Here is a 13,467-nt window from a genome sequence, read left to right as displayed (position 1 = left end):
GGAGTAAGGTATGGCAAAAGAGTTAGTATTGGTCAGCCATGGTCGCTTTTGTGAAGAGCTCAAAGCTAGCACAGAGATGATTATGGGACCACAAGAATTCATCCATACGGTTGCACTCTTACCAGAAGAAGGACCAGAAGACTTTACTGCTAAATTTGAAGCAACAGTCCAAGGTCTAGAAGACTATATTGTATTTGCCGATCTCTTGGGAGGAACTCCTTGCAACACCGTGAGCCGCTTGATCCTTGAAGGACGTGCGATTGACTTATACGCAGGGATGAATCTTCCGATGGTCATCGAATTCATCAATAGCAGCCTGACTGGTAATGAAGGGGACTACCCTGAACGTGCAAAAGAAAGTATTGTCAAGGTCAATGACCTCTTGTCAAACCTTGATGATGATGAAGATGAGTAGGTTGGTATGGGAGTCTGGGAGCATCATCTCAGGCTCCTTTCCCATTTATCAACGTTAGATTGTAGAAAGGAACAACAGTTTCTATGTTAGACTATACAAAAGAAGACTTGCAGGAACTAGGAGCAGAGATCACCACTCGTGAGATCTACCAACAACCAAGTGTTTGGAAAGAAACGGCTCGCTTGTACCAAGAAAGAAAAGCGGAAATAAAAGCTTTCTTAGAAAAAATTGGGCAAGAGCATGACTATATCAAGGTCATCTTGACAGGGGCTGGGACCTCAGCCTATGTGGGAGATACCTTGGTTCCATATTTGCAGGAAGTACATGATGAACGCCACTGGAATTTTCAATCCATTGCGACGACGGATATCGTAGCACATCCTCAAACCTATTTGAAAAAAGAGGTTCCGACGGTTTTAGTATCCTTTGCCCGGAGTGGCAATTCGCCAGAAAGTGTCGCAACCGTGCAGTTGGCCCAAGACTTGGTCGCTGAGCTTTATCAGATCACCATTACCTGTGCGGAAGAAGGAAAGCTGGCCCAGCAAGCCCACGGAGATGAGCGCAATCTCTTGCTTCTCCAACCTAAAGAAACCAATGATGCTGGCTTTGCGATGACCTCTAGCTTCACCTCCATGCTCTTGACAGCTCTCTTGGTCTTTGATCCAAGTGAGGAAGAGATCAAGGAAAAACGAGTAGAAGAGCTGGTTGATCTGTCTGAGCAAATCTTGGAGAAGGACCGTGAGGTCAAGGAAGTGGTCGATCTAGACTTTGAGCGCGTGATTTATCTGGGAGCAGGACCTTTCTTTGGTCTAGCCCATGAAGCCCAGCTCAAGATTTTGGAATTAACCGCAGGCAAAATCGCGACCATGTACGAGAGTCCTGTCGGCTTCCGTCACGGTCCAAAATCCCTCATCAATGACCAAACCCTCGTCTTGGTCTTTGGCTCCATTGATCCTTATACCCGTCAGTATGATCTGGACTTGGTTCGAGAAGTTGCAGGGGATCAAATTGCCCGTCAAGTTGTCCTCTTGACGGATCAAGTTGCAGGGATTGAGCATGTACGGGAAGTGTTAGTAGAAGCATCAGCAGACTCACTAGATATTTACCGTGCCTTCCCATACATTATCTATGGTCAATTGATTTCTCTCTTGACTTCGCTCAAGGTGCAAAATCGCCCAGATACGCCTTCACCGACTGGTACCGTCAATCGGGTTGTGCAAGGGGTGATCATTCATCCATTTCATAAAGAATAGCCACTAATTTTCTATAAAAAGTGGAGTGTTTCTTCTTGTGAAACTGATACAATGGAGAAAAACAGTGAGAGGAGAAGGTTTGTGAAACAGTATCAAGAAAGCGTGTTTGGAGAATGGCAGAATCAAGAGGTTCGGGCTTATCGCCTCGAAAATGACAAGGGCTATCAATTATCTGTCATGACCTATGGGGCGACGATCTTAGAATATGTGACGCCTGATAAAGAAGACCAGTTTGCTAATATTATACTAGGCTTTGATCGCTTTGAGGACTATGTGGGTAATAGCCCTAAATATGGGGCTAGTATTGGCCCAGTAGCAGGCCGGATTGCAGGAGCCAGCTTTGAACTCAATGGTCAAACCTATCGTTTGGAAGCTAATAACGGTGCCAACTGCAACCACAGTGGACCGACGGGTTGGGACAGCGCCTTGTTTAGCGTGGAGTCGGTAACGGATCAGGAAATCACTCTGTACACAGAGCGTGCAGATGGTACCGGCGGTTTCCCTGGAAATCTCAAGATCTGGGTAACCTATGGTTTGACGGAAGATGGTGAACTCGAGATTGCCTATCGGGTAGAAACGGATCAAGATACCTTGGTCAACCCGACAAACCACAGCTATTTCAACCTATCTGGGAACTTCACCCAACCGATCAACGACCATGTCTTTCAGATCAACCATCAAGGGCTTTACCCTATCCATCCTGACGGTGTCCCTCTTCAGACCGTGGATAGAGAAAGTCCGGTTGTCCAGCATCTCTATCAAGCTATGCTCTTGGAGGATCTTTTTAAGGACTCTGATCCGCAAATCCGCCTGGTAGAAGGATTAGACCATCCATTTGCTCTTCCAGAAGGGCATGAAAATGCTGGCTTTCTTTACCATCAGCCATCTGGACGTTTTTTGACCTTCAAGTCAGAAGCCCCAGCCTTGGTAGTGTATTCAGCCAATTTCGTAGACGAGACTGTTCATCTGCAAGGTCAACCAATGGTTCAGCACAATGGCTTGGCTCTAGAATTCCAAACAGTGCCAGATGCCATTCACAGTGACCAGGCTGAAAAGGTCATCTTGAGAGCGGGTCAAGTCTTCACTAGCAAGACCAGCTACCACGCTATCGCTAAGAAATAATATGAAAAGGGGAGGCCCAAACAAGGATGTAAAATTCTTGATTGGAGCTCCCTCTTTTTCTCGAAAAAAATTTTTTAGAAAAACTATAAGGAAAGTTTAAGCTTCCTATCGTATACTAATACCATCATCAAAGACCTCCTAACTTTGAATGATAAAACTCCTAAAACTTTTTCATAATAATCTCCCTATAAGAGCCACCAAAACCGGTGGCTTTTTTCTACGTTCCTTATTCTTTACGAGCATCAGCGAGTTTAGGTACGTTGACGCAGTTCGAACGCTAGTGAGAACTAGGATCTTTAAAAAACACATTCTATTTATGGTACCGAAGGTATCATTTTTTGCTATAATAGACTGTATGAGTAGAATTTTAGACAATGAAATCATGGGCGATGAAGAGGCCGTTGAACGGACGCTGCGCCCGCAATATTTACATGAATATATTGGTCAAGATAAGGTCAAGGACCAGCTGAAAATCTTTATTGAGGCGGCTAAGCTTCGGGATGAAGCACTGGATCATGTCCTTCTTTTTGGCCCTCCGGGACTGGGGAAAACCACCATGGCCTTTGTCATTGCCAATGAACTGGGTGTCAATCTCAAGCAGACTTCTGGTCCTGTCATTGAAAAGGCTGGTGACTTGGTAGCCATCCTCAATGATCTAGAGCCGGGCGATGTCCTCTTTATCGATGAGATCCACCGTCTTCCTATGTCAGTCGAAGAAGTGCTTTACAGCGCCATGGAAGATTTCTACATCGATATCATGATTGGTGCTGGTGAGAGCAGCCGGAGTGTCCATCTGGACCTTCCTCCTTTCACCTTGATTGGGGCAACGACGCGAGCTGGTATGCTGTCCAATCCCTTGCGTGCTCGCTTTGGAATTACGGGGCACATGGAATACTATGAGCAAGATGATTTGACAGAGATTGTCGAGCGGACCGCCGAAATCTTTGAGATGGAAATTACCCACGAAGCTGCCGAAGAGCTTTCTCTTCGTAGTCGGGGGACCCCTCGGATTGCCAACCGGTTGCTGAAACGAGTGCGCGATTTTGCTCAGATCGTGGGCGATGGCTTGATTGATGATACCATTACCGACAAGGCCCTCTCTATGCTGGATGTGGACCATGAAGGACTGGACTATGTCGATCAAAAGATCCTGCGGACCATGATTGAGATGTACGGCGGTGGCCCGGTCGGGCTTGGGACTCTATCGGTCAATATTGCTGAAGAGCGAGAGACTGTAGAAGATATGTATGAGCCTTACTTGATTCAGAAAGGCTTTATCATGCGGACCCGGACAGGGCGCGTGGCGACTCGCAAGGCTTACGAACACCTGGGTTATCCCTACAATGGAGACTAGAAGAAGATGCTGACGGAAGAAGCGATAGTAAAGCAAATCCAAGCGGATCCGGAGATGATGACTGTCTTGGCTATCATTCGAGATCTCAACTTGGCAGATGCCTGGTTAGCGGCGGGTGCGGTGCGAAATTTCATCTGGAACCAGCTCTCTGGCAGACCAGGGTTTGACGCGACAACCGATATGGATCTGGTCTTTTATGATCCTACGATCAGCTATGAGGAGACTTTCCAGATCGAGCAAGAATTAAAGAAGACCTATCCTCAGTACGCTTGGGAAGTCAAAAATCAAGTCTATATGCACCAGCATAGTCCGGGGACGGCTCCTTATCGCAGTGCTTGTGACGCGGTTTCTAAATACCCCGAGCAGTGTACGGCTCTTGCGGTTCGCTTAAGGAAAAATGGTCAGCTAGAGCTCTTTCTCCCTTATGGGACAAAGGATATCGAGGACTTCATTGTTCAGCCAACTCCGCATTTTTTAGCCAGTCCAGAGCGTTTAGCGGTTTATACAGAGCGGATGAAAAAGAAAAATTGGCAGAGTAAATGGCCTCTATTAGAGGTTCGTTTTCCAAAATAGAGAAACAGATCAGATTTGAAAAAGGAATCTGATTTTTCTTTAAAATGATGGAGCCACTTTGTCATCTTTCTGTCACATTTTTGTTATAATAGTAATAGTATGCTGGTTTTTCCATAGTGGAAAGCCAAGAGCTCAGCTAGGTTGGGCAGTCCGAACAAGGAGTTAGGTGGAATCATGAAAAAAATCGTCTTTGTCTGCTTAGGAAATATTTGTCGGAGCCCCATGGCGGAGTTTGTCATGAAGGACTTGACGGATCAGTATGAGATTGAAAGTCGGGCCACCTCGAGCTGGGAACATGGCAATCCCATCCATCGGGGAACCCAGAAAATCTTTCAACAATACCAGGTCCCGTATGATCCAGCCAAGACGTCCTTACAGATCAAGGAAGAGGATTTTTACAACTTTGATTTGATCCTAGGGATGGACGAAAACAATGTAGCAGATCTGAAGCGAATGGCTCCTGCAGGAACAGAACACAAGATTCATCTTTTTGCTGCTGAAAGTGTGCCAGATCCGTGGTATACCGGTGATTTTGAGGAGACCTATTCCAGAGTCCTGAGCGGCTGTAAGGCTTGGTTAGATCAGTTAGCAACTTCTTAAGAGTTTGATATGTGAGAGAATACAGAATATGAAAGAATTTTATGAGACTTATAAGGTCTATCTGACGCGAAAAAATTTAGAAATAGCAGCATTAGTCGTGATTGTTCTATCTGCTTTGCTGGTTTTCCTTTCAGCCATTCCAGGTCAGGGCGTCTTGACCTTGGATAAGGGGGCGATCCGTTACGACGGAAGTTTGGTCCGTGGCAAGATGAATGGCAAGGGAACCGTCACCTTTAAAAATGGGGATACCTATACAGGTAACCTCGTCAACGGCTCTTTTAGCGGCTATGGTAAGTTTAAGTCCAAGGATGGTTGGACCTATGAAGGGCAGTTTGTTAACGGCCAGCCGGAGGGCAAAGGCACCTTAACCACAGAAGCCAACGTCGTATACAAAGGAACATTCAAGCAGGGGATTTATCAAAATGCGCATTAAATGGTTTTCACTAGTCCGTGTTACAGGACTCTTATTGGTATTGCTTTACCATTTCTTCCAAAAAGCCTTTCCTGGAGGCTTCATTGGGGTAGATATTTTCTTCACCTTCTCAGGATTTTTGATTACAGCGCTCTTGATCGATGAATTTGCGCGCAAGCAAGGAATCGACTACCTGGCATTCTTGAAACGGCGCTTTTACCGGATCGTACCACCCCTTGTCTTTATGGTCTTGGTCGTGATGCCCTTTACCTTTATGGTCCAACGGGACTACGTGGCTGGTATTGGGACTCAGATTGCGGCGGTCTTCGGTTTTGTGACCAATTTCTTTGAGATGGCAACGGGTGGTAGTTACGAAAGTAACTTCATTCCACATCTCTTCCTTCATACCTGGAGTTTGGCCCTAGAAGTGCATTACTATGTGCTCTGGGCACTTTTGGCATGGTTCTTGGCTAAGCGGGCTAAGACGGTTGGGAAATACCGAGGTATGCTCTTCCTGGCATCCAGCGGGCTCTTTCTCTTCCCCTTCTTGTCCATGTTCATCCGTGCCTTTCTGACAGCCAATTTCTCTACCATCTATTTTTCTAGCTTCACTCACATCTTCCCCTTCTTTGCAGGATCATGCCTAGCAACGGTGACAGGGATTGCCAATGTCAGCCCGAACTTTACAAAGCTGGTGCAGTCTTGGAGCATGAAAAAGACCTTATCGGTCTTGGGTGGAAGCTTTGCCTTCTTGTTTGTGCTCAGTCTTTTCTTGCCATTTGATAGCTTGTGGACCTATCTGTTTGGCTTTTTAGCAGCGACAATCGCAGCTTGTGCCATGATTCTGTCGGCCCGCATTCTCCATGAGAAGACGCCAGATAAAAAAGAACCAGCCATCCTCAATTTCTTGGCAGATACCAGTTATGGTGTCTATCTTTTCCACTGGCCTTTCTTTATCATCTTCTCTCAACATTTGGGAAATATGATGGCAGCCCTTGTGACGACGATCGTTTCCTTGATTCTAACGGCTCTGTCCTTCTATATTTTGGAGCCAACCATTGCAGGCAAGGAACCTCGGGTCTTTGGTATGAAGATGGATCTCAGTTTTTTGACCAAGCCGATCTTTTACCTCATGATTCCACTGGCTCTCTTGATGGTCGGAATCTCCGCCTTTGCACCAACCGTCGGAGCTTTTGATGAGAGTTTGGTGGTGAGTGGGCTCAATCAAGCAGACAGCAAAATGCAGGTTACACGGACGCAGGTGGACAATGCAACTGCAACAGACTATAACGTCTCAAATGGTGTGACCATGATTGGTGATTCGGTTAACTTGCGAGCGCAGGACTACCTAACCAAAGCGATCCCGGGCATCCAGATCGATGCAGTGGTGAGCCGTCAGTTGGAAAATGGAATGAAGGTCTTTGAGACCGATATCTCCAATAAAGTTCTCCTAAAAAATGTAGTCATTGCTCTAGGAACTAATACCGTGAGCAACTACAAAGAGTTGCTGGATCAGTACGTTGAAAAACTTCCAAAAGGCCGTCGCTTGATCCTTGTGACACCATATGATGGTCGATATGCCAACGATCAGTCCAGTGAATCGGTTCAAACCCGACTTTATGAGTTGGAACTAGCTAAGAAATACGACTATATCACCATTGCGGACTGGTACCAAGTAGCAATTGAAAATCCAAATATTTGGGTGGGAACAGACTCTGTTCACTTCAATATGGAAACCAATGGTGGAGAACTCTATGCTCAAACAGTCAAAGAAGCTCTTGACAAGGCTGAAAAAGGTCCAGTTAAGAAGTAAAAATGCTTCTCTGAAACTGAAACAAAACAAATCCTAACAAAATAAAACAAAAAGCAACTTTTTACTTGTAAAAAGCTGCTTTTTTTAGTAAGATTAAGAAAACGCTTACAAAAATCAATTGAAAATATCACTTTGTGAAGAAAAAATTTTTTTAATTATTTTTTCACAATTTTGCTAGATAATTGCTTTCACAGCAATAGGATTGATAAAATTTTCACAAACTTCAAAAAAATCTTTGTGAAAGTTGCTTGGAAGTGTTTACAAAAATCTCAAAATAGAGTACAATTATATTGTGAAATAATTAACAAATCGAAATTTCTTACACTATTCTTGAAAATTTCCGAAAACATGAAAAAGTTCTAGAAAAGGATAAGGGTTTCAAACATTGGAGGAAAGCATCAAATGGCTGATAAAAAAACTCTCTCACCTGAAGAAAAGAAACTCGCTGCTGAAAAGCATGTAGACGAGTTGGTGCAAAAAGCGCTTGTGGCGCTTGAAGAGATGCGCAAATTGAACCAGGAGCAAGTGGACTACATTGTAGCGAAAGCATCTGTGGCTGCTCTTGACGCACACGGTGAGCTCGCTCTTCATGCTTATGAAGAAACTGGTCGTGGTGTCTTTGAAGACAAGGCGACTAAGAACTTGTTCGCTTGTGAACACGTAGTAAATAACATGCGTCACACCAAAACAGTTGGTGTCATTTCAGAAGATGACGTCACTGGTTTAACTTTGATTGCTGAGCCAGTCGGTGTTGTCTGCGGGATCACACCTACAACCAACCCTACTTCAACAGCAATCTTTAAAGCATTGATTTCCTTGAAGACACGGAACCCTATCGTCTTTGCCTTCCACCCATCTGCTCAAGAATCATCTGCTCATGCGGCACAAATCGTACGCGATGCGGCAATTGCAGCTGGAGCACCTGAGAACTGTGTGCAATGGATTACCCAACCTTCTATGGAAGCAACCAGTGCCCTTATGAACCATGAAGGAGTTGCTACGATCCTTGCGACCGGTGGGAATGCCATGGTTAAAGCGGCATACTCATGTGGGAAACCAGCTCTTGGGGTAGGTGCCGGAAACGTACCTGCTTATGTTGAAAAATCAGCTAACATCCGCCAAGCAGCACACGATATCGTCATGTCTAAATCATTTGACAACGGAATGGTCTGTGCGTCTGAACAAGCGGTCATCATCGATAAAGAAATCTACGATGAGTTTGTTGAAGAATTCAAATCTTACCACACTTACTTTGTCAACAAAAAAGAAAAAGCCCTTCTTGAAGAGTTCTGCTTCGGCGTAAAAGCCAACAGCAAGAACTGTGCAGGTGCGAAATTGAATGCGGACATCGTTGGGAAACCAGCAGCATGGATCGCTGAACAAGCTGGCTTCTCTGTACCGGAAGGAACCAATATCCTTGCGGCAGAATGTAAAGAAGTTGGCGAAAAAGAACCGTTGACTCGTGAAAAATTGTCACCAGTCATCGCTGTTTTGAAATCTGAAAGCCGTGAAGACGGAATTAACAAAGCTCGCCAAATGGTTGAATTCAACGGTCTTGGTCACTCAGCAGCCATCCATACTGCTGATGAAGAATTGACCAAAGAATTTGGTAAAGCAGTCAAAGCTATTCGTGTTATCTGCAACTCTCCTTCGACTTTCGGTGGTATCGGGGATGTTTACAATGCCTTCTTGCCATCATTGACACTTGGATGTGGTTCTTACGGACGCAACTCTGTTGGGGACAACGTTAGTGCCATCAACCTCTTGAATATCAAAAAAGTCGGACGCCGGAGAAATAACATGCAATGGATGAAACTTCCTTCAAAAACATACTTTGAACGTGATTCAATTGAATACCTACAAAAATGTCGTGACGTTGAACGTGTCATGATCGTTACAGACCACGCTATGGTAGAGCTTGGTTTCCTTGATCGTATCATCGAACAGCTTGACCTTCGTCGCAACAAGGTGGTTTACCAAATCTTTGCAGACGTAGAACCAGATCCAGATATCACAACCGTTGAACGTGGTACTGAGATCATGCGTGCCTTTAAACCAGATACCATCGTCGCTCTCGGTGGTGGATCTCCAATGGATGCGGCTAAAGTAATGTGGCTCTTCTACGAACAACCAGAAGTGGACTTCCGTGACTTGGTTCAAAAATTCATGGATATCCGTAAACGTGCCTTCAAGTTCCCATTGCTTGGTAAGAAGACCAAATTTATTGCGATCCCAACTACATCTGGTACAGGATCTGAAGTAACCCCATTTGCCGTTATCTCTGATAAAGAAAACAACCGTAAATACCCAATCGCTGACTACTCATTGACACCAACTGTTGCCATCGTAGACCCTGCCTTGGTATTGACAGTTCCTGGATCTGTTGCAGCAGACACTGGTATGGACGTTTTGACGCACGCGACTGAAGCTTACGTATCACAAATGGCAAGTGACTACACTGATGGTCTTGCTCTTCAAGCTATTAAACTTGTCTTTGAAAACTTGGAAAGCTCAGTGAAGAATGCGGACTTCCATTCACGTGAAAAGATGCACAATGCGTCAACCATCGCAGGTATGGCCTTCGCCAATGCCTTCCTCGGTATTTCTCACTCCATGGCCCACAAGATCGGTGCGCAATTCCACACCATCCACGGACGGACCAATGCCATCTTGCTTCCATACGTTATCCGCTACAACGGTACACGCCCAGCCAAGACAGCTACATGGCCTAAGTACAACTACTACCGTGCAGATGAAAAATACCAAGATATCGCTCGTATGCTAGGACTTCCATGCTCTACTCCAGAAGAAGCCGTTGAAGCTTACGCAAAAGCTGTATACGAACTCGGTGAACGCGTAGGTATCGAAATGAACTTCAAAGCACAAGGCATCGATGAAAAAGAATGGAAGAAACATTCTCGTGAATTGGCCTTCCTTGCTTACGAAGATCAATGTTCACCAGCTAACCCACGTCTTCCAATGGTAGACCACATGCAAGAAATCATCGAAGATGCATACTATGGTTACAAAGAACGTCCAGGACGTCGTAAATAAGACACTAGAGAACAACTGATGTTTATCAGCTACCCCCTACTCTTTCGAGTGGGGGGATTTTTGATGGTATTTTCAAATTTTATGCTGACTATGGAAATTGTAAAATCGACTTTATCTTGGCGATTTAGAGTTGGAATTCTCTTTCTTTCATAGAAAATTAGACTTTTTTCAAAAATCTGTGCTATTTTTATAGCATTGCGAGCTAATTTATGTTACCCTATAATGTGTGAATCTGCTTGTAGTTGAAGGGTTATGATAGCTTTTCAGTTATAGGAAACAAATAATAAGGAACTTAGAAAGGAGGCCATCTCATATGGAGTTAGAAGGTGAAGTGCAAGGAAGACAAGATCAGGCACAGAAAATTATTGACATGCCCCAACGAGATCAGGGAACTTCCACTTCAGAAAATCAGCCATCATCTGCTTCGGTGGTCTCCATGTATGGGCAGGAAAGGCCTGGTCAAAGTAGTGGGCATTCGTCTAGTATTTCTAGTCTCCATCAGCAACTGGCAGGAGCATCTGGGACCCAGACTATTCAATTGCGGGAGGAATTGGTGCTGGCAGTAGCACAGAATGCTTCAGCGCAAGCCACTGTCTTTGAGGCAGAGGTCAAGGATAAACTGGAAGAGGCCAAGGAGATGGTTTCCCATAAAGTCGCTGAGGTGTCTCAAATGGCCCACAGTATGGCTCAATTTTTAACAGACGCAGAAGTGGAGCAACTATTAGGGGAGTTCTCCATGGATACTTGTTGGGACCAAGCAGTAGAGGCGGAGAACCTCGCCCAAGCAAAGGCCTACTCTACTCGCTTGTCAGATTTGGCGGGTCAGTTGGAGGCTGCATCAGCTCAATTGGTGGACTTGGACAAGGGACAAGCGACGGCCTTTGATTTTTCATAAGTAGGAGAAAAAAATGTTAGAGATCCTGGGAGAGGACAGAGAACGAATTGAGGAGCTCCATCGAGAGATTAAAAAGGAGCAAGAGCGGATTGCGATCCGAAGTTTGATTGCAACGCAAAAAGCCTTGATGATGTTGGAAGGGATGAGTTTGCAGGTAACCTTGGGCGGTCAATCCGAAAAGATGCGCTCTTTTGCTACAACGACCCTGGTTAGTGATTTGAAAGATGGATTTACAGGAGGAGCAGCGGACGCGGTAGAAATAGCACTGAAATCAGTGAAGAAGCCGATTTTATTGAGTCCGATTAAGGGAGGTATGTGATGTACCATTCAGGAAATAGTGAATTAGAACAACTAGAAGATCGACATTACCGCTTCAACCAGAAACTGAGCGAGTTGGAGTGGGATTATGCGGATATGCGTATGGATGTCCGCCAACATACAGAAAATTTAGTGGACTGGCTAAGTGCTCTGCATTTTCAAGCGCCAAGTGCGGAGGCCCAAAGTGGCTTGGAGCGTTTATTTGCCTTGCAAGAAGAGTTTGAGGCAGAACTCAAGCGCTATGAAGAGCGCTTAGAAGAAGAGCGTGAGCGCGAACAGCAAGAGTACTACAAGCAACGTCAACAATTAGAACAAGGTGATTGAAACATTCCTCTGGTAGAGATAAGAGGAATGTTTTTGTTTGCTCAAAAAACTTTTTAAAATATGCTTCGAACCATTGTAAACGCTTACTCTATATGTTATAATATCACAAAGAAATATACAGAACATGGTTTTATCAAACCAACAAAAAGGAGTCGCTTATGAAAGCTGCAACCTATGTATCTGCAGGCAATCTGCAACTGCTGGATCAAGCTCATCACCCACTACTTCAAACTCTCAGAAGTTAAAAAAAGCCTATGATGTCTTTAAACATGTAGGTGAAAGCCATGCACTCAAGGTCATTATCGAAAATGATATCAGTGAATGAAGTGGCAACTAATGTTTGTTCATAGTTTTTTTAGTAGGGCTGGGAGGTAACTTCTAGCCCTTTTTCAGAGGATTAAGAGATGAGAGATATAAAAAGTGAAATTGGGAAAAAACTAAGACGATTAAGAGAAGAAAAGGGGATGACGAGAGAAGTACTTTGTAATGATGAAAGTGAATTAACAGTTCGTCAGTTAGTACGTATTGAAAAGGGAGAGTCTTTGCCTAGCTTAAAAAAATTAGAATATATTGCGAATATGTTGGGTATTCCAGTGTCGAATATTGTAGATCATGAAAAAGCGGTATTGCCTCGTAGATATCTAGAATTGAAATTTCTAGTTACTCATTTTATGACATATGGGGATGAAGAACGGATAAGACTAAAGGAATCTTATTTTGATGAGATTTACGAATCGTATTTTGAAGATTTACCAGAAGAGGAACAAGTTGCTATTGAAGCTGTAGATGCAGCGTTAAATGTTTTTTCAACTGAGAAAGCTGAATATGGAGAAAATTTGATTGAGGAATATTTTGGGCAATTGATGACTAAAAAAGAATTTTCTCAAAATGATCTATTAATCATCAAATTATTTTTGTTCAAATGTCTCGCGAGAGCCAAGGATAAAAGAGATGCTATGGTTTTAGTTGATAAAATGATTGCTACCAAAGATTCATCTGATAAAACGAGCCTATATTTAATAACCAGAAATTTAATAGCGATGACTTCTATTTTATATCAAGATGAAGATTATGAGCAGTTGGGTCCATATATAGATGAATTGGATAAATTGGTACAAGAAACTCAATATTTTCAACAAAAGCCGGGTATAGATATGATGAAAGGAACCTATGCATTCTACGTGGAAAAAGACATAGAAAAGGCAAAAGTATTTTATCACCAAGCAATGGTTTGCGCTCATTCATTTGGCGAATTTGATCTTGAAAATAAAATAAAAAAAGAAATGGAAAAACATTTTAAAAAATGAGGACGTGACATTTATGTCATGTCCATT

13 protein-coding genes and 1 pseudogene are annotated in these 13,467 nt (G+C 43.8%); all 14 read left to right on the top strand.

Features of this window, described 5'->3' with window-relative positions; translation table 11 throughout:
• The first annotated feature begins 10 nt into the window (after positions 1-10).
• On the top strand, positions 11-415 hold the full coding sequence (locus AC6IZR_RS00495) for a PTS sugar transporter subunit IIA (RefSeq protein ID WP_497848576.1): 405 nt from the start codon (positions 11-13) through the stop codon (positions 413-415).
• Positions 416-498: 83 nt separating this feature from the next.
• Positions 499-1,668, top strand: coding sequence for an SIS domain-containing protein (locus AC6IZR_RS00490; protein WP_272157716.1), 1,170 nt, complete (start codon positions 499-501; stop codon positions 1,666-1,668).
• Positions 1,669-1,749: 81 nt separating this feature from the next.
• Positions 1,750-2,790, top strand: a complete 1,041-nt coding sequence (locus AC6IZR_RS00485) for an aldose epimerase family protein (protein ID WP_021154207.1) — start codon at positions 1,750-1,752, stop codon at positions 2,788-2,790.
• A 355-nt stretch (positions 2,791-3,145) separates the two neighbouring features.
• Positions 3,146-4,144, top strand: a complete 999-nt coding sequence (ruvB, locus tag AC6IZR_RS00480; protein WP_118228649.1) for a Holliday junction branch migration DNA helicase RuvB — start codon at positions 3,146-3,148, stop codon at positions 4,142-4,144.
• Positions 4,145-4,150: 6 nt separating this feature from the next.
• On the top strand, positions 4,151-4,717 hold the full coding sequence (locus tag AC6IZR_RS00475; protein WP_118228648.1) for a nucleotidyltransferase family protein: 567 nt from the start codon (positions 4,151-4,153) through the stop codon (positions 4,715-4,717).
• Positions 4,718-4,891: 174 nt separating this feature from the next.
• Positions 4,892-5,317, top strand: coding sequence for a low molecular weight protein-tyrosine-phosphatase (locus AC6IZR_RS00470; RefSeq protein ID WP_118228647.1), 426 nt, complete (start codon positions 4,892-4,894; stop codon positions 5,315-5,317).
• Positions 5,318-5,345: 28 nt separating this feature from the next.
• A complete protein-coding gene (locus tag AC6IZR_RS00465) occupies positions 5,346-5,750 on the top strand; it encodes an MORN repeat-containing protein (protein WP_031572807.1) in 405 nt (134 codons plus the stop codon).
• Positions 5,740-7,542, top strand: a complete 1,803-nt coding sequence (locus AC6IZR_RS00460; RefSeq protein WP_049498137.1) for an acyltransferase family protein — start codon at positions 5,740-5,742, stop codon at positions 7,540-7,542. Before AC6IZR_RS00465 ends, AC6IZR_RS00460 begins: the two co-directional genes overlap by 11 nt.
• A gap of 402 nt (positions 7,543-7,944) precedes the next feature.
• Positions 7,945-10,596, top strand: a complete 2,652-nt coding sequence (gene adhE, locus AC6IZR_RS00455) for a bifunctional acetaldehyde-CoA/alcohol dehydrogenase (RefSeq protein WP_070505206.1) — start codon at positions 7,945-7,947, stop codon at positions 10,594-10,596.
• 313 nt (positions 10,597-10,909) lie between these two features.
• A complete protein-coding gene (locus tag AC6IZR_RS00450) occupies positions 10,910-11,491 on the top strand; it encodes a hypothetical protein (protein ID WP_014712637.1) in 582 nt (193 codons plus the stop codon).
• Positions 11,492-11,504: 13 nt separating this feature from the next.
• On the top strand, positions 11,505-11,810 hold the full coding sequence (locus tag AC6IZR_RS00445) for a hypothetical protein (protein ID WP_049498136.1): 306 nt from the start codon (positions 11,505-11,507) through the stop codon (positions 11,808-11,810).
• Positions 11,810-12,133 carry a hypothetical protein gene (locus AC6IZR_RS00440; protein ID WP_003009394.1) on the top strand — a complete coding sequence of 108 codons (324 nt, stop codon included), beginning with the start codon at positions 11,810-11,812 and terminating at the stop codon, positions 12,131-12,133. Before AC6IZR_RS00445 ends, AC6IZR_RS00440 begins: the two co-directional genes overlap by 1 nt.
• A 207-nt stretch (positions 12,134-12,340) precedes the next feature.
• Positions 12,341-12,458 (top strand): annotated as a pseudogene (locus AC6IZR_RS00435) (alcohol dehydrogenase); the annotation flags it as partial.
• A gap of 79 nt (positions 12,459-12,537) precedes the next feature.
• Entirely contained in the window at positions 12,538-13,440 is a 903-nt protein-coding gene (locus AC6IZR_RS00430; RefSeq protein WP_049498135.1) for a helix-turn-helix domain-containing protein, read from the top strand.
• The last annotated feature ends 27 nt before the right edge of the window (positions 13,441-13,467 follow it).

The sequence above is a fragment of the Streptococcus mobilis genome (assembly GCF_059727625.1).
This window is presented reverse-complemented; position numbering and strand designations above follow the sequence as displayed.